Below are 21,306 nucleotides of genomic sequence, written 5' to 3'. Positions count from 1 at the left end.
TCCGAATATGAAACTTGATATTCGTTCGCATACCGATAGTCGTGCTTCTTTCAAATACAACGAAGCTTTATCCGATAGAAGAGCCAAATCAACTATTAATTGGTTGATTCAAAACGGTATCAATCCAAATCGTTTAACTGGTAAAGGTTACGGCGAAACGCAATTAGTTAACAGATGTGCCGATGGAGTAAAATGTACCGAAGAAGAACACCAAATGAATAGAAGAAGTGAATTTATTATTACGGCCCTGTAAAATTGACAACCAAAGCTAAAAACGTTTAAACATCTATTTTTTAGATAAATAATAAGCTACAAAATTTATTAAAAATACAGTTTATTAGCTTTTTTAACTAAAAAAAACACTGATTATGTGTAACATAGAAATATTTCTATTAAATTTAACCCTCAAGAAATTTTTTTTTTATCAAAATAGAAATTTTTGTTATTAAAAACAATTAAAAAAACAATTTAAATTCATTTAAATTATAATATGAAAGTAACCCCAATCTTTTTTTTAATCTTAACCGGTTTATTATCATACAGTGGATATTCACAAAATCCTAAAGTTTATATTACCAACAGAGTTGGTGAAAGTTATGCTTATGTGAATATTACAAAAACTTATGAAAGAGTTGCTGAAAAAGGATATAAATCAATTGATTTATTTGAAAAATTAGGCAATGCGTTCTATGCTGATAGAAACATGGAAAAGGCAGCTAAATGGTACGGAGAATTGTTTGCCCTAACAAGCGATTTAGAACCTCTATATTACAAGCAATATGCAGATTCTTTATATGCAATTGGCGAAAATGAAAAAGCAAGTTATATTATCGAAAAATTAAACCAAAAATCAAAATCAAACAAAAATAATTAGTTTACTGTAAATTATGAACCATTAAAACAGCTGCAATACTATTGCAGCTGTTTTTTTATACTATATCTTGAAATAAACGATATTCAAATAAATAGAAAATCATACTGTAAAAAAAAGAGTCTCATTTAAAATTGAAAAAACTCTTTTTAAATAAGTAGAAAAGAATTAAATCTTCGCAAAAATATTAGTGTAATATATATCTCCTGTTAACGGATCCACTTTTATAGCTATACCAAAATGAGTATAATCACCAATAATATTTATCTTATGCGTCGGACTATTCAACCATCCATCTAGAGCTGACTTTGGAGACTTAAAATTAAAAGCTATATTTTCTCCAACTTTATAGGCACCTAATACTTTCATTATATTTTCTGAACGTTCTTTAAAATAATCATGAGTTAGAACCTTATTATCAATCATGTAAATATCATGCTCTTCACACTTATGTGAAATATGATTAATTATTGATAAACGATTCAGACCTAAACTCGATCGATAATCATTAATTAACTTAAGGGTTTCTAATTCAACATCAGTATAAGTGTAATTAACAATTAGTTCAGGTTTAACTTCAGAAGTTAAATTTGCATCATCAACACTATCAGAAGAACAGGAGTTTAAAATAAATAACACTATAATAAGCATTATTTTATTCGAAAAAATCAATTTCATAATTTTTTTTGTGGTATTATTTTTTGTGGTATTATTTTTTTTGCAGGCAAACATACCTGATTTTAAATCATACTTTTAAAAAAAGTATAAAATTGAATGTTATTTAACTATTAATTAAATCTTATTAATAATTTTTCTTACGAGACAAACAACAATCTGAAGTACAATGTTTTAGAAATAGAAACAAAAAAAAGAGCTTATAATTGGGGATTATAAACTCTTTTTTTATGAATACTTAAAGAATAGATTTGGGGCAAATATTCTTATTGTATTTTATTTAAAAACCAAAATAATTATTTAATGTTTGCAAACATATTGGTGTAATATTTCTTTCCTGTAGCCGCATCTTGTCTAATAGAAATCCCAAAATGAGTATAATTACCTTCAATATTCTCTTTGTGAGCAGGACTATTTAACCAAGCTGTTACCGCTGCTTGAGGACTATTATAGTTGTATGCAATATTCTCTCCTACTGACTTAGCTCCTAATAATTTCATGATGTTTTCTGAACGCTCTACAAAACCATCATGACTTACTACCTTATTGTCAATCATATAATAATCATGTTCTTCTGATTTGTATGAAATGTGATTGATTTTTTCCAAAGGATTCAAACCAATACTTACTCGATAATCATTGATTAACTTCATTGTTTCTAACTCAGCATCACTATAAGTATAATTCTCAACAATTACCGCACTTGTAGAATCAGCTGTTGATTCTGATGAATCTGATGAACATGAATTCATTGTAAATATCACTGTCAATAGTAACATTAACTTGAGTAAATTTACTTTCATAAGCTAGTAGTTTAAGTTTAAAGTAGATTGTGGGGCAAACTCTTTAAAGGTGTTAGTTTTTTGTTTTTTTTGTTATTCAAACATACAACACTTTATCGGTAAACTACAAAAAAAATCGATGAAATGCATCTTTTTTACTTAAAAAAAGTATTTTTCTTACATTAAGGTGCTAATCTTTCTATTTTCCAAGAATAGTCTTCTTGAAGGGAATAACGAATTCTGTCATGCAAACGATTAGCTCTTCCTTGCCAAAATTCAACTACAACAGGACGAACTAAATAACCGCCCCAATGTTTAGGTCTTGGAATAGTTTTATGATCAAAAACTTTTTCCAATTCTTTTAGATTATTTTCTAAAAAGTCACGGGATGGAATTACTTCACTTTGATTGGATACAACAGCACCAAATTTACTCCCATCAGGTCTAGAATCAAAATAATTATCCGAAATAACCTCAGTTGTTTTTTCTACAATACCTTTAATGATTACTTGACGTTCCGCTGAATGCCAAAAAAAAGAAAGACAAACATTTGGATTCTGCTCCATTGCTTTGCCTTTTTCAGAATTATAATTAGTATAAAAAATAAAACCTTCTTCGTTGTATTTTTTCAACAAAACAACTCTTGCTTTTGGAAAGCCATCTAAACCTATAGTAGAAACCGTCATAGCGTTTACTTCTTCGTTACCACCAAAATCTTCCACTTCATGAAACCAGCGATGAAAAAGATTAATTGGATCTTCGGGAATATTAGTTTCTAATAATTCACTTTTTTCATAAGATCTTCTATAATTGCTTAAATCTTCCATTGTATTTTTTTAATTATAAGATATTAGTACTTAAACTATAAATCAAAACTTTTACCATCATTAGCTAACAACACATTAGGAAAAACGGTTTCTGCTTCTTGTTTAAACAAATCAATACTATCGTATCGAGTTGAATAATGCCCTAAAACAAGTTGTTTTACTTGTGCTTTATATGCAATAGTAGCTGCTTCGATTGCTGTGGAATGCATGGTTTTAGAAGCTAAATTTTCTTCTGATTGCAAAAAAGTAGCTTCATGATACAATACGTCTACTTCTTTAAGCAACGGAATAATAGCTTCATTATAAATCGTATCCGAACAAAAAGCATAGCTACGTGGTTTTTCTGGAGCAAACGATAATTCTTCATTAGGAACAACTGTACCGTCATCCAAAACTACATCTCTACCGTTTTTTATATTCTGAAAATAACATTTCTCAATTTGATGTTTTTGTACTGCTTCTATGTTCAACTTTCGTTTGTCTAATTTCTCTTCAAATAAAAATCCATTGGTATAAACCCTGTGTTTTAAAGGAATGGTTTTTACTAAAACTTTATCATTTTCATATATCAGTTCACTTTCTGTGTTTGTCAATTCACTAAAATGCAACCCAAAATTAGGCCAGGAATTAGAAAGCCTTAATTGCAGCATTATGATTTCTTTTATGCCTTTTGGACCATAAATATGCAAATCATTATTACGATTAAGCAATGAAAAGGTAGAGATTAAACCTATCAAACCATAAAAATGATCTCCATGCAAGTGAGAGATAAAGATGTGATTAATCTTAGAAAATTTGATTTTATTTTTGCGAAGTTGTACTTGAGTACCTTCTCCACAATCAATAAGAAAAAGGTGGTTTTTTATTTCAAGTATTTGCGAAGTAGGATTGGTAAATGTACGAGGAGTTGCTGCATAACAGCCCAGAATGGTTAATTTCAAAATGTATGGGGTTAACGATTATTTGTTTAATGTTATACGGAAAATCAAGTGATTAAACTTTTAAACGAATAAACAGTTAAACAATTTTAAAAGCCTAAATCTCTTTCTATTTCTTCCATTTCAATTATATCATGAGCTTCCAGCAAAGAAGGGACTACAGTAAACTTTTCCGGTAAAGCATTATAATCAAAGTCAGATACTACAACTACAAATGATTTTTTGGATTTTTTATGTTTCTTAGACAATGGTAAAAATAATTTCAAATCACTTACTTCCAAGCCCTCTTTATGATCTAAAAGGTCAATAATAATATTATGGTTTTCATAACTTTTATATTGATGGGTAACTTTCATTAAAAAAGAAGTAAAATCGCCTTGCGTATCTTTAATGGTTACGGTATGTTCTTTTTGATCTACTTTCATAGCTATTGAATTTAGTTGTTAGTGGTCATCAATGTTGTCACTATTTTCAAAAAGCGGCATTTAAGCGCACAACCTTTTTATAATTAACAACTTAACAATATTAAATATTTAGTTTTCTAAAATCTAAAGTTACTAAGATTTTTTTACTTACTGAATTTTTGAAGCTAAAAGATAAATAACAGCCATACGAATCGCTACTCCATTTTCAACTTGGTTCAAAATTACCGATTGACCGGAATCAGCAACTTCTGAAGTAATTTCTACACCTCTGTTGATTGGTCCTGGGTGCATGATTACAATTTCTTTATTTAATGATTCCAATAAAGTTTTGTCTACTCCGTATTGCTGTGCATATTCACGAGTAGAAGGAAAATAATTCACATCCATTCTTTCATTCTGAACACGCAACATGTTAGCAACATCACACCATTCCAAGGCATTTCTTAAATTCGATTCAACTTTTACCCCTAATGATTCAATATGCTTAGGAATTAATGTTTTAGGACCACAAACTTTTACTTCGGCTCCTTGCATTTGCAAGGCATAAATATTAGACAAAGCCACTCTGGAATGCAAAATATCGCCCACAATAACCACTTTTTTTCCTGCAACATCGCCCAATTTTTCTCTTATCGAATAACTGTCTAATAAAGCTTGTGTAGGATGCTCGTGTGCTCCATCTCCTGCGTTAACAATACTTGCTTTAACATTTTGAGATAAAAAGTGTGCTGCACCAGGATTAGCATGACGCATTACCACCATATCTACTTTCATAGAAAGAATATTGTTTACGGTATCAATAAGTGTTTCTCCTTTTTTAACAGAAGATTGTGCTGCCGAAAAACTAATGACATCGGCTGATAAACGTTTTTGAGCTAATTCAAAGGAAAGTTTAGTTCTAGTACTGTTTTCGAAAAAAATATTGGCAATTGTAATATCTCGTAACGAAGGCACTTTCTTAATCGGACGATTAATGACTTCTTTAAAATGATCCGCTGTTTCAAAAATAAGGTCTATATCATTCTTGTTAATATATTTGATACCTAATAAATGATTTACGCTTAATTCTTTCATTTTTTTACGATTATTATTTTATTATAGATGAGATTTAGTGGGCTTAGATTTACTTTTAATTGGTAACTAAATACACTGCGTCTTCTCCATCATTTTCTTTCCAACTCACTTTTACCTTCTCATTATTAATCGCATCTACTTGTCGTCCTCTATAATCCGGTTGAATAGGTAAATTACGGCTAAAACGTCTATCAATTAAAACTAACAACTCAATTTCAGAAGGTCTACCAAAAGACTGAACCGCTGTTAATGCCGATCGAATACTTCTACCGGTGTACAAAACATCGTCAATAAAAATGACCTTTTTATTTTCTAAAATAAAATTGATTTTGGTTTTATTAGCTTCTAATGGCTTTTCGGTTCTTCTAAAATCATCTCTAAAAAAAGTAATATCTAGATAACCTAATTGAATTTCTGGAGTATCGTATTCTTTTTCTAAGACTTCTTTAAGACGTTCTGCTAAAAATGTTCCTCTGGGTTGAATACCAATTAAAATGGTGTCTTTAAAATCAAGGTGTTTTTCAATTAGCTGACAAGCCAAACGATGAAGAATGATATTGACTTCTTTGGAATTGAGCAAAACTTTTTGAGTCATAGTAAAGAGTTATGTTGGGTAGTGCAAATATACAAAATCAGATTTATAACCTTAAACAATATCTAAATTTAAAATTTAGTATAAAAAACACTTTCCTAGTTTGAATAATACAACAAAACCTTAAAATTCTATAATGCTGAATATTAACTTATCGAGTAATTTTAAATTCAGATATTTAACTAATTTAAAACATAGAAACCATGCAAAAAATAACCCAAAAAATACTATTACTTCTAATTGTAATGTTTACTTTTTCAAGTTGCGAACTAATTGGCGGAATCTTTAAAGCTGGAGTGGGAGTTGGAATGTTTATCGTAATTGCAGTTGTTGTCCTTATACTTTTCTTAATTACTAAGATGTTTGGGAAGAAATAAATCAAAAAAAAAGTCCAGTATTTTAATTACAGGACTTTTTTCTATTTTCATCAACCTTTTATAGATTGTACATTTTCTTTCTTTGTTCTTGAATTTTTTCATCATCCAAGTATTCATCAAAAGTCATATAGCGGTCAATCGCTCCGTTTGGAGTCAACTCCACTACTCTATTACCTACAGTTTGAGCAAACTCGTGGTCATGCGTAGTAAAAATAACCGAACCTTTAAAGTTTTTTAAAGAGTTGTTAAAAGCGGTAATTGATTCCAAGTCCAAGTGATTGGTAGGTTCGTCTAACATTAAAATATTAGCGCGTTCCATCATCATTCTAGACAACATACAACGTACTTTTTCTCCTCCTGAAAGTACACGACTCGTTTTTAAAGCTTCTTCTCCAGAGAAAATCATTTTCCCTAAAAATCCTCTAATAAAAACTTCATCACGTTCTTCTTCTGTTTTTGCATATTGACGCAACCAGTCTACTAAAGACAAATCGTTTTCAAAAAAATCGTGGTTTTCAACTGGCAAATAGGCTTGGTTTGTAGTAACTCCCCAATCAAAAGTTCCAGAATCTGCTTTTTGATTGTTATTTAAAATTTCATAAAAAGCAGTTGTAGCACGAGAATCTTTAGAAAAAAGTACGATTTTATCGCCTTTGGCCATATTCAAATCCACATCTTTAAACAAAAGTTCTCCATCTACAGAAGCGCTTAAATTTTGAACGTTCAAGATTTGGTCTCCGGCTTCACGCTCCTGATCAAATATAATAGCAGGATAACGACGGCTAGATGGTTTGATTTCAGAAATATTCAATTTTGAAATCATTTTTTTACGGGAAGTAGCCTGTTTAGACTTCGCCACATTGGCAGAGAAACGACGAATAAATTCTTCCAATTCCTGCTTCTTCTCTTCCGCTTTCTTGTTTTGTTGTGCACGTTGTTTAGCCGCTAATTGGCTAGACTCATACCAAAACGTATAGTTTCCGGAATAATGGTTGATTTTTCCAAAATCAATATCCGAAATATGTGTACAAACCGCATCTAAGAAGTGACGGTCGTGAGAAACTACAATTACCGTATTTTCATAATTAGCTAAGAAATTCTCTAACCAGGCGATGGTTTCAAAATCCAAGTCGTTGGTAGGCTCATCCATAATCAGCAAATCAGGATTTCCAAAAAGTGCCTGTGCCAAAAGCACACGAACTTTCATCTTCCCTTCCATATCCGACATCAAAGTATAGTGGAATTCTTCGCCGATACCTAAATTAGAAAGCATGGCTGCCGCATCTGAATCAGCATTCCATCCATTCATTTCTTCAAACTGCACCTGCAATTCTCCAATTCTGTCGGCATTAGCATCATTGTAATCCAGATACAATTCGTCCATTTCTTTCTTAACAGCATACAACACCTTGTTACCCATAATCACTGTTTCCAGAACGGTATGTTCATCAAACATGTTGTGGTTTTGGTTCAAAACCGACATACGTTTTCCAGGCTCTAAGTGAACGTGACCCGAAGTAGGATCCATTTCGCCTGAAATTATTTTAAGAAATGTTGATTTTCCAGCACCGTTAGCACCAATAACACCGTAGATGTTACCATGAGTAAAAGTGGTATTTACTTCGTCGAATAAAATTCGCTTACCAAACTGAACTGATAAATTATTTACTGTTAACATGAATAGCTTTTATAAAATTTGCTGCAAAAGTACAAAAAAATAGCTATTTATGGGAATCATAACTGAAAGGATTTTATGAGTGCTTTTTGTTTATAAGTCGTCTTAAAAAGATTACTTAATTATTGGGGTTTTTGATATTTTTGAAAAAACAATACTCTATTAAATTGAATAAGGTTACTTAAAAGTGATTACTTAGCTCAATAGAGATATAAAAAATTGAGTTTATAAATAAGTTAGCGTGAACTTAAGATCAGTACTAAAAATACTTTATTACAAGTAGAAAATAAAAAATTAAAAAAGTGGAAAATAAAGACTATTTTATAATTAGTTTGGGAGTTTTAGGATGGATTTGGGGAATAATTCAATTTCGTTTAAACAGGAAATATCAAAAAACTGATAAAGCAATTGACAAAAGGTTTGAAGTATATTCAAATTTTATGGACCAAATGGACGAAATGAGTTTGAAAATGAGAACAGATCCAAACGCAACTTATGGAATATCAACAGAATTCATGTCTGAAGTACTTACAGGAGACGAAGACAGAATAAACAATGCATTAATAAAATTCAATGAAAAATTGTTAGAAACAACAAAAAACTCTCTTCAACCAATGATGATTGTTAATTCTGAATTGAACAAATTGAAATTAGTTGCGAGCCAAAAACTTTTACCTAAAATTACAGAATACAAAACTTTAGTAAACGATTACACAAGTGAGTTTCAAACTGTTTTAAATAAACTTTCAAATTCCAACGATTTAGAATATACAGCACAACAGTTACAAAGTATTGCACACGAAGAACGAGGAAAAAGAATGGGCGAACTTTGGCAGGAAATTGAAAACTTAATGAGAGACGAAATAGATTATTATAAAAAATAAAAGGCTACACACAATACACAATAAAAAACAATTTTACCATTTCACTTAAATTGAAATTGGTTTTGTATTTGAAAATTTGTATTTAAATTAAAAACAATTATATTTTTACCCCCTATAGCGCTGATTTGTAATCCGTACCCCCAACAATGAGCAACTTTGTCAAAATACCTAATGAGATGCTTCCTTCGTCAGCATGACAAGATTGCGGAGGTAGGTCTTAAAAAAATCTTACGAAAAACATATCAAATCAAAAATAATCTGTGAAAGAAAAATATTCGAATATAACATTCAAAATATTGATTTTGATTCCAATTGCATCTATTTTATTTGCGGTAGATTTATTTATACTACCTCAAAAACAAATTAACGATCAAATCACAGAATATAGTGAAATTATTGTGTCTCATCGAGGAAAATTTAGCACTCATACTTCTAAAGAATTACTTGGATATAAATATTACACTCAAAAAGGCTACGAATTTGCTGTAAACAAAACTTTTATTAAAGAAAACGGAATCACTTTAAGTATAAGCTATATTTTTCAAAACATTAGTAATGTAAAAACTATAAATAAAGAATATTCTGAAGAATTGATGTCAGGGTTAAATGGAGCTTGTTTTTATATTGCAATAGGTTTACTAATAACATCAATTATTAGTTTATTTTTACTGAAATTTAGTTCTGCTTTATCTGAAAACGGCTTTCAAAATATTATTTTATCAAATGCATTTTTAGCCATAATATTTTTTTATTTATTGTTAATCTATAAATGATTTCAACTTCTTTAGAAGAATAGATTAAAGAAATTCCACTAACTTATAGGTTAATCCTTTCGCGTTCGGCCACAATCAAAATCAACAACAACCTATACAATAAAAAAACTCGTTTATCTAAACTATCAGATAAACGAGTTTTTTATTTCAAAATACCGCTTTTATAATTCTGCCAATTTCTTCAAACTATCATAAATGGCCAATTCTACATCGGCAGAATTACGTTCATTGAGTAGTTTTAAGTTTTCCTGAATAAGCGTTTTATTAAGCGCTTTTTTATTTTCTAAGTTTGCCACTAATTCAACAGCAATGGTGCTTAACTGCTGTGCCATTGGTAAAAGCGGTTGGATTAATGGTGCATTTTTGCTAAATACAATCAATTCATCATTCATAGTAATCCACTGTTTCAAATAATAAACAATCTCACTTTGCGAGAGTTCATCTTTATCAATCAGATATCGATTAACCGCTTTATTAAATTCATACGCATCCGAAGCATCGGCATTACAGGCATCGGCAAACAAAGTTAAAGGCGAATACATGAAATATTTTTTTCCTCCACCGTTGCGTTTGTACAACTTATATGGTTCGCAAATTTTGGTAAAATCATTCAACGCTTTGGTCCCTTGATAATTACTAATATTTCTCAAAATCACTTCTTTATTTCGAATATGCGTTAGACCTATTTCTTCTAAGCGAAAAGAAATTTGCTTTAACCTTTTGTGCATGCTTTCCAAATTAGTCACTGTATCATTCGACCATAATCTTTCGGCAATAGCGGCGGTTCTTGGCCAAATTCTGGAATCAATATTCAATGGTGTCACTAATTCGCTCCACATAGTTGCTTCGCCACCTAGAATTCTTGCTTTTTCTTCTGCCGTAAAATCTACATTTTTTGGCATTGGATCATTTAAATAATGACTATCCACACTAAGCATCAAATCAATATAAAAACCAGTAGACAAAACGGTCTTATAACCACTTTTAGCAGCTTTTACTAATCCTCCTTCCGCTTCCATTCCTTCTTTAACGGAGCGCCAAGCGTGAATAATAGCTTGCTTAGACATGTCCTTAGTCATGATTTCCTCCCAACCCATTAATTGTTTTCCTTGCTTTTTTAGCATTGGAATTAATTTCATGTTGAAATAGGTTTGCAAATCATGATTAGTTACCAAATTATTTTTCTTTTTAAATTCCTGAATTTTAGGATTTGCGTTCCACTCTTTACCGTTGTTTTCATCTCCACCAATGTGGAAATAGTCACTGGGAAACAATGGACAAACCTCTTCAAAAATAGCACTTAAAATCTCATAAGTTTTAGGATTGGTTGGATCCAAAGCCGCATCGTGAATACCTGATTTTCTGGATACAGCATAGGCATTTTCCGTGTCTATTTTACTTCCAATTTCTGGAAATGCAGTCAATAATGCCGAAGCATGTCCCGGAACATCAATTTCGGGAACAACCATAATTCCTTTTTCATCCGCATATTTTACAACAGCTGCAATTTCTTCTTGAGTATAAAAAGAACCATCAGAAGCCAATTCAGTTAGTCTAGGATATTTTTTTATTTCTACGCGCCAACCTTGATTATCGGCCAAATGCCAATGAAAAACATTCATCTTCATGGCGGCCATTCCATCCAGATTACGCTTGATTACATCAACAGGTATAAAATGTCTGGCCGCATCAATCATTAATCCGCGCCAAGCAAACCTTGGTTTATCGACAATTTCTACGACTGGAAAGTAAAATGATTTTCCATTGTTTTGTAACATTTGCGAAAGCGTTTCTAATGCGTGCAAAGCTCCTAAATCAGTATTGGCAGTAATTACAATTTTATGAGACTCTACGACCAAATGATAACTTTCGTCTTCTTTTAATTCAAGCTTTCCTTTTTGCAAACAATTTATTTGCAATTCGGCTTCAGGAAATTCATTTGGGTTTTTAATAAAATCTTGAGAAAAAAACAATCCCGTTCTTTCATCCAATCGTCTTAAGAATTGCGTAGCAGCTTTATAAATTCTGGAATCACTGCTTGCATTGCAATTGATTTTGAAATCTTTGTCCAATGTAAAAATAGCATCTGAAATTTCTACTTGCTGTGGCCAAGGCATCAAATTTAATTGGTCTTTTTTAATTTGCGCCTGCGACGCAAAAACAAACAATAATAGAAAAGAGAAATATTTAAAAGTACCCATTGCTTGATAATTAAGTGCTGTTTATTTTTATAAAGATAAAAATTTATACCGCGCTTTGATTGGATAAAACAGGAAAAGCCATAATTAGTAAAAACAAAATCATCTCTACTAAAAAGAATTAGCAGAGATGATTTCAAAAATAATAATCAAAATTCAACCAAAATTATATCAGTTTGAGCAGGCTTTCATAAACAGCCAACTCAACATCTGCGTGTTCTTTTGTATTACATTGTTCTATTAATTTTTTCAAATCTTCTTTTTTCAAAGTTGATTTGTTATCTAAAAACAATAAGATTTCCGCCGAAGCATCATTCAATTTTTGAGCCAATGGTAAAAGCGGTTGTACCAATGGAGCATTAGCACTTAAAGCGATTAAATCCTTGTTAAGAGCTATCCATTTGTATAAAAAAGTCTCAACTTTCATTCTGTTTTCAGAATTTTTATTCGTCAAATAAGCATCAACTGCTGTATTAAAAGCCAGCGCTGCTGTGGCGTCAGGAGTGCAAGCATCAGCAAAAAGTGTCAACGGTGAATACATTTGATATTCAGTTCCTCCTTTGTTGCGAGAATAACCTTTTAAAGGTTCACAAACCTTAGCAAACTCATTTAATGAATTGTCATTTTGATTGTTAGCAATATTTCTTAAAATAACTTCCTTATTGCGAATGTGTGTCAAACCTAATTCTTCTAATCTAAAAGAAACAGTTTCTAAACGTTTGCGCATATTGGCCACATCTTTAACTTCTTCAGCTGACCAAAGTCTTTCGGCAATAGCGGCTGTTCTAGGCCAAATTCTAGAATCTATGGTGGTTGGACTCGCTAATTCAGTCCACATAGTAGCTTCACCACCTAAAATCCTTGCTTTTTCATCAGAAGACAAATTAGCATTTTTGGGCATTGGATCATTCAGATAATGACTCGCAATAGGATACATCAAATCGATATAAAATCCGTTTGACAAAACAGTTTTATAGCCTTTTTGCACCGCATCAACCAATGATTTTCCGGGAGCTACACCTTCATTCACTCCTTTCCAAGAATGGATAATGGCCTCTTTTGACATGTTTTTAGTCATGATTTCCTCCCATCCCATCAATTGCTTGCCATGCTTTTTTAACATAGGTACTAATTGCATGGTAAAATAGGTTTGCAATTCATGATTGGTACTTAAACCATGCTCTTTTTTAAACTGCTGAATTTTTGGATTTGAATCCCAATCCTTGCCTTCATTTTCATCTCCCCCGATATGAAAATAAGCTCCTGGAAACAAAGGGCAAACTTCATCAAAAAATTCGTTTAATAATTGGTAAGTTTTAGGATTAGAAGGGTCTAATGTAGGCGAAAAAACACCTGCATTTCTTTCAATTCCATAGTTAGTGATTACAACTCCTTGATTTTTTTTATCAAAAGTTCCTGAAGTAACTGGAATAACTTTGCTGCCTATTTCAGGATATGCCGTTAATATAGCCGATGCATGTCCAGGAACATCAATTTCTGGAACAATTAATATTCCGCGTTCATCAGCATATTTTACAATGTTTTTAATTTCTTCCTGTGTATAATACTGACCGTCTGACGCTAACTCAATTAGTTTAGGATGCTTTTTCATCTCTATACGCCAACCTTGGTCGTCTACTAAATGCCAGTGAAAAACGTTCATTTTCATTGCCGCTAATCCATCTAGATTTCTTTTGATAACATCCACTGGTTGAAAATGTCTGGCAGCATCAATCATCAAACCTCTCCAAGTAAATCTTGGAAAATCAGAAATTTGAGCGTTAGGGAAATAAAATGAAGTACTAGTGTTTTGCAACATTTGCAACAAAGTTTCTAGACCATGAAGCGCTCCTAAATCACTGCTGGCATTAATTGTGATTTGGCTAGATTTGATATCTAAAAGATAACTCTCGTCCTCATACAAAGCTATTTTTCCACTTTTAGTACAGTTAATTTGAAGTTCAGCTTGAGGAACTTCATTTAAACTAGTAATAAAACCTTGTTCGAAAAAAATCCCAGTTCTCCCATCCAGACGACGCAAAAAACGAGTAACTCCAGCAAAAATTCTAGGATTGGGATTTCCCGTAATATTTACTTTGAAATTTTTAGTCAAAGTAAAAATACCCTCGTTCAGAACGATATTTTGAGGCCAAGGCATCAAGTTTAATGACTCCTTTTGGATTTGAGCATTAGAGGTCAGACCCACAAATAGTAGGATTATTAAATATTTCATTTTCATTTGTTTGAAAAAATGCTACCTAATTAGAATAGCATTATATTAAAGTAAAAAACTATCAAAATCCAACATGACTTTACTTTCTATTCCTCTTCAATAAGCAATCAGTCTGGATTTTGTAATTAGATTCCATTAGTATGAATCTTAGTAATCAAAACGTTTAAAAGCTTCAATAGCTTCATATTCTGACAAACCTAATTCATCATATAAAATGGCTGTATTTTTATTACGGTCTTCGGCTCTAACCCAAAATTCTCTGGAATCATTTCCTTGGAACATTACTCTGTCTTTTTGAGATTGGTGAAACAAAATAGCATGACGTTTTAATAATACCTCAGATGGACTCAACGGAACAGCCATATCAATTTCATGAATATCCCATTCGTGCCAAGCTCCGCGGTACAACCATAACCAACAATCGTCCATGTATTTTTCGTGCTTTAATGATTTCATTGCAGCAAAAATAGCATTCAAACAAACTTCGTGTGTACCATGAGGGTCAGCAAGATCTCCGGCAGCAAATACCTGATGCGGTTTTATTTTAGCAATAATATCTTTTACAATAGCCACATCTTCATCTCCCAAAGGTTTTTTCTTGACTTGTCCTGTTTCATAAAAAGGAAGGTCAAGAAAATGCGTATTTTCATCTTTTAAGCCAATGTATCTAGTAGCTGCATAAGATTCTCTTCTTCTAATAAGCCCTTTTAATTTTCTAACTTCTAAGGAATCAATTTGATTTTCTGATTTGTTATTCAAAAATTCAATAACCGATTTGAAATTGATATCCTTAGCAATATCACCAACAAAATCATTTCCTACTTCGGCAAACTTTAGGGCTTCATCATCCGTTACAGCGATGTTTCCAGAAGTTTGATAAACCACGTGTACATCATGTCCTTGTTTGATTAATTTAGAAAAAGTTCCTCCCATAGAAATAACATCATCATCGGGATGCGGACTAAATAATATCACACGTTTTTTAGCTGGATTAGCCCTTTCCGGACGATGGGAATCATCTGTATTGGGTTTTCCTCCTGGCCAACCAGTAATGGTGTGCTGTAGCACATTGAACATATTAATATTCAAATCGTAAGCAGAACCTTCTTGCGCCAGTAAATCAGACATTCCGTTGTTATTGTAATCACGGTCTGTTAGTTTTAAAATGGCACGTTTTGTTTTTTGGCACAGCCAAACAATTGCTTTACTTTTTAATTCTTGCGTCCAGATGCACTCTCCTACTAACCAAGGTGTTTTAAAACGAGTTAATTCAGAAGCGGCTGACTGGTCTAAAACAAAAGTAGCATTGCTATGATTTTGTAAAAAGGTAGCAGGAACTTCTGAACTGATATCGCCTTGAATGGTTCTTTTGATAATATCAGCTTTGTTTTGTCCCCAGGCCATCAAGACAATTCTTTTTGATCTCATAATGGTAGAAACTCCCATAGTAATTGCTTTTTTAGGCACATTATCTATACCATTAAAATCTGATGAAGCATCTACTCTGGTAATATGGTCTAAAGTAATAATACGAGTTCCGGAATTAATATGCGAACCTGGTTCATTAAAACCAACGTGTCCAGTACGTCCGATTCCTAATAATTGAAAATCCAGACCACCAGCATTTTTAATATTCATTTCGTAGTCAATACAGTATTGATTCAATTCATCAATTGCTACAGTACCATCAGGAATATTAATGTTTTCAGAATTAATATCAATATGATTAAAAAGATGTTGATGCATGAAATAGTGGTAGCTCTGATTATTTTCTTTAGACATTGGATAATATTCATCCAAATTAAAAGTGATTACATTACTAAAACTTAGTCCTTCTTCCCTGTGCATTCTCACCAATTCTTCATACACCTTAATTGGAGAAGAACCTGTTGCTAATCCCAACACGCAAGTTTTATTTTTTTCTTGCTTAGACCTAATTAATTGAGCTATTTCTTGAGCAACAATTACAGACGCTTCAGTAGAAGTTTTGAAGATTTCATTATGAATTTTTTCAAACCTAGTTTCTTCAAATTTTCCAGCACTTTTATAGCTAATATCAGGTTGTATTTCTAAAGCACTTTTCATTTTTCTTTTTTATTATAATTATTAAAGCTGTTTTTTAAAATGGCATAAGCAATTTGCATTGCTTATGCCATTTTTTATTAACCAAACTCAATTAATATATTTGTACTTTGTTTTCTTAGAAGTTGGCAATATTAACATCCCACCATAATCTTGTTCCTCCTGTATCAGGTCCACCTAGCTTAGCAATTCCTGTAGCTAAACCATCTGGATTACCTGCTTTTTCAGATTGAGGGTAATTAAGTCTTCTAACTCCATACTGAGTAGTAATTTTTCCTCCACTAGTATTTTTTAGGACTGGAAAAAGTTTTGGATATCCAGTTCTTCTCCATTCTGTCCATGCTTCTTGTCCTTCTGGGAAACCAGCAATCCATTTTTGAGTAATAATCTTTTGCAATTTAACTTCATTAGTAGCGGCTGCATCCCATGCTACCGTAACAGTGTTAACTGCTGGAGAATTATTTACTGAAAAATTAGGATCTACATAAGCTTTAGCCGTATTTATTCCATTTGCAGTATAAGTAGCTGCTCCCGAAACTCCATATTGACTAAAAGATGTTGCAATACCTTGCTCATATAAAGATTTTGTGTCTCCTCCCATATTCCATCCTCTTAAAGCTCCTTCTGCTCTTAAAAAATAAGCCTCGGCAGCTGTCATCAATACAATTTCTTTAGTGTTTACTACAGAACCAATACCTGAAAAACCAGAATGATCTGATTTAGCAGCTATTTCTATTCCTGTTCTAACTCCTTTATATTGACCTGAAAACTGTTCAGAAGTTTTAAAATAAACTGATGTTCTTGGATCATTATAGCCTCCCATGATAGATTCCATATCTGCTGACATTCTAATATCCTGCCAGGCATCACTGATTGTTGCAATAGGATTATTATAGTTAGGAGAAATAATTTTAAACGTATCATCATTAGTAGTTAAAACTCCTAAAGAGTGACTAATTGCTTTTTCAGCCTCAGTTTTAGCTAATGAAGCATCAATTTTTACAATGTGCATGGCAAGTCTTAAACGCAAAGTGTTTGCAAACTTTACCCATTTTTTAAAATCCCCTTTATATCCTGTAATATCTGTTCCTGTGAATTCAGTAACTCCATCAGCAGTAACTCTTGGTGTTAGCTCAGCAACGGCTAAATCCAATTCTTTAAACATTTGATTATATACATCTTTTTGTGCATCGTATTCAATCAGGGCATTTTCTGTACCAAATTTTGAATAAACAATAGGCCCATAAGTATCTGTTATTCTGTGCATAGCTTCTACTTTTAAAATCAAAGACAGCGCATAAAACTGATCGTATTTTCCTTTAGTTCTTTGTTCTAATTTGTAAGCATTAGCCATAATATCTTTATAACCAGAAGTCCAGGCATATCCATTCCATCCATCAACTAAATCATAAGTTGTATTATTAGTTCCTCCAGCAAAGGGAGTTGGAGTAGCCATATATCCAGACCAAATATCACCTTGTAAACCTTGCTGTACTTGATACCACCAAACAGGGTCTAATACAATAATGTTATTAAAAATAGGAGGAAATAATGTTCTAATATTATTAAAATCCTGCTCAAGAAGTTCGTTAGAAGCTCCATAGGAGTTTGTATTGATTTCTTGAAAATTATCCGTACAACTTACTAAACTTAAAAGCCCTAAACAGACTAATGATTTTTTTATATTATTTATTTTCATGATATTTTTTATTAGAAAGTTACATTTAAATTAAGACCGATATTTCTAGTTGAAGGTAATCCATAGATATCAACACCTTGCAAACCTTCTCCAGTACTCATTGCAATGTTTGGGTCAAAAGGAGCATCTTTATAAATAAAGAATAAATTTCTAGCTATTAATGAAATACTAGCTGATTGGATAAAAGGTAAAACCTTAGGATTAAAACTATATCCTATTGAAACTTCTCTAACCGTTACATTTGTTGCATCATAAATATATTCTCCAGTTGCACCTGCTCTACCACCAATTTGTGAGTAATACGTTTGAGTATTCATTTTTCCTGTATATGGTGAACCATCGGGATAAACAGCATTAATTGCAACTCCTCCATTATTTCTAGCATCGCCACTAGCTTTAGAAACCCCGAAAGAATCATTTTGTGCTTGAGTCAAACTCATTACATTACCACCAAAACGACCATCAATTAAAACATTTGCTGTAAATGCACCAATTTTAAATGAATTTGAAAATCCTATCATAAAGTCAGGATTAGAATTACCAATCTCTTCAAAATCAGAACTTTTTTGAATAACCTGATCACTTCCAGCAATTAATGCTCCACTTCCATCATATTGAGGTGCAGCCATAAGAATTCTTCCTTGATCATCTCTTTTTACTTTAATACCTTCAATAACTCCAAATGGTCTTCCTTCAACTAATGCATATCTGTAACTATTAACCCCTGGGTCGGTTAAATTGATATGACCTCCTAATTCTGAAGGAATTTCTTTTACTGTATTTTTATTTTGAGAAAAGTTAACCGTTGTATCCCAATTAAATTTATCATTATTAATAATTTTACCAGTTACAATAATTTCGACACCTTTATTTTCAATACTACCAGCATTAAAACCATAATTGATATAACCATATGGATTTGTTGATGGTGCAGGAACTTGTACATATTGATTTTTAGTCACCGAATTATAATAAGAAACTTCAAAACCTAATCTATTATTAAACATTCTCCATTCTGTACCAATTTCAAATTCAGATTTCAATTCTGGTTTTAACGTTTCTCCTGGTCTAGGACCTACAGTTGGATTTGTAATAACTCCTCCTTTGATGGTAGATGTAGGTGAAGTTACAAATGCTGAAATATCATTACCTACCTGAGCATATGAAGCTCTAACTTTACTAAAATTGATAAAGTCTGGCATCGTTGTCATATCACTTATTATACCCGTTAAACCAACAGATGGATAAAAGAATGATCCTTTATTGGTATTAACCAAAGTAGAAGACCAATCATTTCTACCTGAAACATCTAAAAACAAATAATTTTTATAACCAAAAGTAGTCGCTCCAAAAACAGATTGAGTTTCTCTTTTATCACCAATCGTTTGAACATTTTCTGCATTGTTAACAAAATTTCCTAAAGTAAACCAGTTAGCATAGGCTAGACCTCCACCTATTCCGGAATCTAAAACAGTCTTATCATCTGAAATTGTATTTTTTATACTTGCACCAATATTAGCTACAAAGCTAAAATCATCATTAAATTTGGTATTTATTGTTGCCAATATATCTCCATAACGTTGAGTACCTACGGAGTTTATATCAATGTATCTACCGTTTACATGAGAAAGAGTTCCTTGTGTAGTAGCATAAATCTTTTTCTCAAAATTACGTTCAACACGATTAAAACTATATCTTGATGCAATATTTAACCAATTGTTAGCTTTATAATTCAATCCTAAAGTCCCATTAAAATAATTATCTTTATCCTTAGATTTATTTCTGTTTATTGCCCAATAAGGATTTTGCATAATATCTCTGTCCGTCATCCAGTTTTGAGCCATCAAATTTCTTACAGGATCAAAAACTTCATAATTTTCTTTGTACTCATTAAAATCATTTCCTCTTGGCATCAGATAAACTCCAGTAAGTGGATTAAAATAAAAACCATTCACAGGACGATTTATCGATGTTTGACTTGTATAGTTTGCTTTTGCTGTTACCGTTAATTTATCATTAAAAAACTTCCCTGACTGATTAATTCCAAAGTTATTTTTCTTTACAGAATTTCCAGGAATAATACCTGTTGCCGAAGTATTAGCGTAAGAAATACCTGTTGAAGCAACGGACGAAGCTGTTGAGAAACGTAATGAAGTTATTTGTGTTGTTCCTGTATTAAAAAAATCTTTTACGTGATCCTTAAATGCTTGTTTTGCTCCCCATGATTCTTCAGCACCTGGCGCAGCTATATAATCATTTTGAAATTCTGGTAAATAGGCAGCTGTTTCAAAAGTAGTAACAGAAGAAGCGGCAAAATTTGATTTGCCTTCTTTTGCTTTTTTTGTCGTTAACAAAATAACTCCATTAGCTCCTTCACTACCATATAATGCAGTTGCAGATGCACCTTTAAGCACTGTCATACCGTCATAATCGTCTGAATTTAAAAGAGAAACAACATCTCCACCATCACGATTTCCTCCAACCAAACTACCAAAAGATTCGTTTGGCTGACCAGAACCTGAATTATATAACGGTACACCATCAATAACATATAACGGCTGATTATTAGTAATAGAAGAATTCCCTCTAATTACCACCTTTGTAGATCCTCCAGTTCCTGATGAACTTTTAGTTACTGTTACACCAGCAATTTTTCCCGCAATGGTGTTAATAACGTTAGCATCCTTTACTCTGGTTAACTCTTCACCTTTAAGCTCCTGAGCAGCATAAGTCAAAGATTTTCTTGTTTTCTTAATACCTAAAGATGTCACCACAACTTCATTTAAAGTATTTGAAGCAGATGCTAATAATTTCACATTAATAGTATTAGCATCTCCCACTACAATGTTTTGCGTTTCTAAACCTACATAGCTAAAAATTAAAGTTTGACCTTTTTGTACTTGAATAGTAAAGATACCGTCAAGATCGGTAGTCGTTCCTTTTTGCAATCCCTGTACAGCAATAGAAACTCCTGGTAAAGGTTCTCCTGTAACATCTGTAATCACACCCTTGACATTTTTCACTTGGGCAAGTGTCACTTGCGTCGCAAAAACAATCATAAAGATTAAGACAATTTTTTTCATATTTGTATATTTTGTTAGTTATAGTGGTAAATTTATCCTTAAGGTAATGTTAAAAAAAATAAATTAAACCAACAGTGGCTTTTTTTAAACGAACGACATAAATCCATCTACAACAGGA

The 21,306-nt window shown here is 32.1% G+C and carries 18 protein-coding genes; 5 read left to right on the top strand and 13 right to left on the bottom strand.

Annotated elements, in window-relative coordinates:
• Together AC4FRF_RS17240 and AC4FRF_RS17235 are read left to right on the top strand one after the other, a co-directional pair.
• On the top strand, positions 1-253 hold a 253-nt coding region (locus tag AC4FRF_RS17240; protein ID WP_491161498.1), incomplete at its 5' end, for an OmpA family protein.
• A gap of 237 nt (positions 254-490) precedes the next feature.
• Positions 491-874, top strand: a complete 384-nt coding sequence (locus AC4FRF_RS17235; protein ID WP_491161496.1) for a tetratricopeptide repeat protein — start codon at positions 491-493, stop codon at positions 872-874.
• 165 nt (positions 875-1,039) lie between these two features.
• Here AC4FRF_RS17235 and AC4FRF_RS17230 read toward each other — a convergent pair whose 3' ends face one another.
• The 7 genes from AC4FRF_RS17230 to pyrR all read right to left on the bottom strand — a co-directional run bounded on the left by AC4FRF_RS17230 (position 1,040) and on the right by pyrR (position 6,187).
• Entirely contained in the window at positions 1,040-1,603 is a 564-nt protein-coding gene (locus AC4FRF_RS17230) for a CAP domain-containing protein (protein WP_491161494.1), read from the bottom strand.
• Between the two features lie 239 nt (positions 1,604-1,842).
• Positions 1,843-2,349: a CAP domain-containing protein gene (locus AC4FRF_RS17225; RefSeq protein WP_491161492.1), complete on the bottom strand. Its 507-nt coding sequence runs from the start codon at positions 2,347-2,349 to the stop codon at positions 1,843-1,845.
• Positions 2,350-2,510: 161 nt separating this feature from the next.
• Complete coding sequence (gene pdxH / locus AC4FRF_RS17220; RefSeq protein WP_491161491.1) at positions 2,511-3,155, bottom strand: pyridoxamine 5'-phosphate oxidase; 645 nt, start codon at positions 3,153-3,155, stop codon at positions 2,511-2,513.
• Positions 3,156-3,190: 35 nt separating this feature from the next.
• The gene (locus AC4FRF_RS17215) at positions 3,191-4,096 is read right to left on the bottom strand and encodes a ribonuclease Z (RefSeq protein ID WP_491161489.1); all 906 of its coding nucleotides are present in this window, start codon (positions 4,094-4,096) and stop codon (positions 3,191-3,193) included.
• 86 nt (positions 4,097-4,182) lie between these two features.
• Positions 4,183-4,518, bottom strand: coding sequence for a ribonuclease Z (locus AC4FRF_RS17210; protein WP_491161486.1), 336 nt, complete (start codon positions 4,516-4,518; stop codon positions 4,183-4,185).
• 147 nt (positions 4,519-4,665) lie between these two features.
• On the bottom strand, positions 4,666-5,592 hold the full coding sequence (locus tag AC4FRF_RS17205) for an aspartate carbamoyltransferase catalytic subunit (protein WP_491161485.1): 927 nt from the start codon (positions 5,590-5,592) through the stop codon (positions 4,666-4,668).
• 55 nt (positions 5,593-5,647) lie between these two features.
• Positions 5,648-6,187: a bifunctional pyr operon transcriptional regulator/uracil phosphoribosyltransferase PyrR gene (gene pyrR, locus AC4FRF_RS17200; protein ID WP_491161483.1), complete on the bottom strand. Its 540-nt coding sequence runs from the start codon at positions 6,185-6,187 to the stop codon at positions 5,648-5,650.
• 200 nt (positions 6,188-6,387) lie between these two features.
• On the opposite strand from pyrR, the gene AC4FRF_RS17195 reads away from it, so the two are divergent.
• On the top strand, positions 6,388-6,561 hold the full coding sequence (locus AC4FRF_RS17195; RefSeq protein ID WP_491161482.1) for a hypothetical protein: 174 nt from the start codon (positions 6,388-6,390) through the stop codon (positions 6,559-6,561).
• 58 nt (positions 6,562-6,619) lie between these two features.
• On the opposite strand, the gene AC4FRF_RS17190 is transcribed toward AC4FRF_RS17195, so the two are convergent.
• On the bottom strand, positions 6,620-8,239 hold the full coding sequence (locus tag AC4FRF_RS17190; protein WP_491161481.1) for an ABC-F family ATP-binding cassette domain-containing protein: 1,620 nt from the start codon (positions 8,237-8,239) through the stop codon (positions 6,620-6,622).
• A gap of 299 nt (positions 8,240-8,538) precedes the next feature.
• On the opposite strand from AC4FRF_RS17190, the gene AC4FRF_RS17185 reads away from it, so the two are divergent.
• The gene (locus tag AC4FRF_RS17185) at positions 8,539-9,120 is read left to right on the top strand and encodes a hypothetical protein (protein WP_491161479.1); all 582 of its coding nucleotides are present in this window, start codon (positions 8,539-8,541) and stop codon (positions 9,118-9,120) included.
• Between the two features lie 302 nt (positions 9,121-9,422).
• On the top strand, positions 9,423-9,893 hold the full coding sequence (locus tag AC4FRF_RS17180; protein WP_491161477.1) for a hypothetical protein: 471 nt from the start codon (positions 9,423-9,425) through the stop codon (positions 9,891-9,893).
• 161 nt (positions 9,894-10,054) lie between these two features.
• Here AC4FRF_RS17180 and AC4FRF_RS17175 read toward each other — a convergent pair whose 3' ends face one another.
• The 5 genes from AC4FRF_RS17175 to AC4FRF_RS17155 all read right to left on the bottom strand — a co-directional run bounded on the left by AC4FRF_RS17175 (position 10,055) and on the right by AC4FRF_RS17155 (position 21,188).
• Positions 10,055-12,094 carry a beta-N-acetylhexosaminidase gene (locus tag AC4FRF_RS17175; protein ID WP_491161475.1) on the bottom strand — a complete coding sequence of 680 codons (2,040 nt, stop codon included), beginning with the start codon at positions 12,092-12,094 and terminating at the stop codon, positions 10,055-10,057.
• Positions 12,095-12,257: 163 nt separating this feature from the next.
• The gene (locus AC4FRF_RS17170; protein WP_491161473.1) at positions 12,258-14,324 is read right to left on the bottom strand and encodes a beta-N-acetylhexosaminidase; all 2,067 of its coding nucleotides are present in this window, start codon (positions 14,322-14,324) and stop codon (positions 12,258-12,260) included.
• A 147-nt stretch (positions 14,325-14,471) separates the two neighbouring features.
• Positions 14,472-16,409 (bottom strand): glucosamine-6-phosphate deaminase, encoded by a 1,938-nt coding sequence (nagB, locus tag AC4FRF_RS17165; protein WP_491161471.1) that lies wholly within the window; start codon positions 16,407-16,409, stop codon positions 14,472-14,474.
• 115 nt (positions 16,410-16,524) lie between these two features.
• A complete protein-coding gene (locus AC4FRF_RS17160; protein ID WP_491161469.1) occupies positions 16,525-18,105 on the bottom strand; it encodes a RagB/SusD family nutrient uptake outer membrane protein in 1,581 nt (526 codons plus the stop codon).
• A gap of 11 nt (positions 18,106-18,116) precedes the next feature.
• Complete coding sequence (locus tag AC4FRF_RS17155) at positions 18,117-21,188, bottom strand: SusC/RagA family TonB-linked outer membrane protein (RefSeq protein ID WP_491161467.1); 3,072 nt, start codon at positions 21,186-21,188, stop codon at positions 18,117-18,119.
• Between the last annotated feature and the right edge of the window lie 118 nt (positions 21,189-21,306).

Source organism: Flavobacterium sp. ST-158 (assembly GCF_058309975.1).
The sequence above is the reverse complement of the archived record's forward strand: the minus strand, read 5'-3'. Positions and strand labels throughout refer to the sequence as shown.

Bases quoted from the DNA above. Each gene is read 5' to 3' on its own strand.
- AC4FRF_RS17235 (WP_491161496.1), top strand. From the start codon at position 491: ATGAAAGTAACCCCAATCTTTTTTTTAATCTTAACCGGTTTATTATCA.
- AC4FRF_RS17230 (WP_491161494.1), bottom strand. From the start codon at position 1,603: ATGTTTGCCTGCAAAAAAAATAATACCACAAAAAATAATACCACAAAA.
- AC4FRF_RS17225 (WP_491161492.1), bottom strand. From the start codon at position 2,349: ATGAAAGTAAATTTACTCAAGTTAATGTTACTATTGACAGTGATATTT.
- pdxH (WP_491161491.1), bottom strand. From the start codon at position 3,155: ATGGAAGATTTAAGCAATTATAGAAGATCTTATGAAAAAAGTGAATTA.
- AC4FRF_RS17210 (WP_491161486.1), bottom strand. From the start codon at position 4,518: ATGAAAGTAGATCAAAAAGAACATACCGTAACCATTAAAGATACGCAA.
- AC4FRF_RS17205 (WP_491161485.1), bottom strand. From the start codon at position 5,592: ATGAAAGAATTAAGCGTAAATCATTTATTAGGTATCAAATATATTAAC.
- pyrR (WP_491161483.1), bottom strand. From the start codon at position 6,187: ATGACTCAAAAAGTTTTGCTCAATTCCAAAGAAGTCAATATCATTCTT.
- AC4FRF_RS17195 (WP_491161482.1), top strand. From the start codon at position 6,388: ATGCAAAAAATAACCCAAAAAATACTATTACTTCTAATTGTAATGTTT.
- AC4FRF_RS17190 (WP_491161481.1), bottom strand. From the start codon at position 8,239: ATGTTAACAGTAAATAATTTATCAGTTCAGTTTGGTAAGCGAATTTTA.
- AC4FRF_RS17175 (WP_491161475.1), bottom strand. From the start codon at position 12,094: ATGGGTACTTTTAAATATTTCTCTTTTCTATTATTGTTTGTTTTTGCG.
- AC4FRF_RS17170 (WP_491161473.1), bottom strand. From the start codon at position 14,324: ATGAAATATTTAATAATCCTACTATTTGTGGGTCTGACCTCTAATGCT.
- nagB (WP_491161471.1), bottom strand. From the start codon at position 16,409: ATGAAAAGTGCTTTAGAAATACAACCTGATATTAGCTATAAAAGTGCT.
- AC4FRF_RS17160 (WP_491161469.1), bottom strand. From the start codon at position 18,105: ATGAAAATAAATAATATAAAAAAATCATTAGTCTGTTTAGGGCTTTTA.
- AC4FRF_RS17155 (WP_491161467.1), bottom strand. From the start codon at position 21,188: ATGAAAAAAATTGTCTTAATCTTTATGATTGTTTTTGCGACGCAAGTG.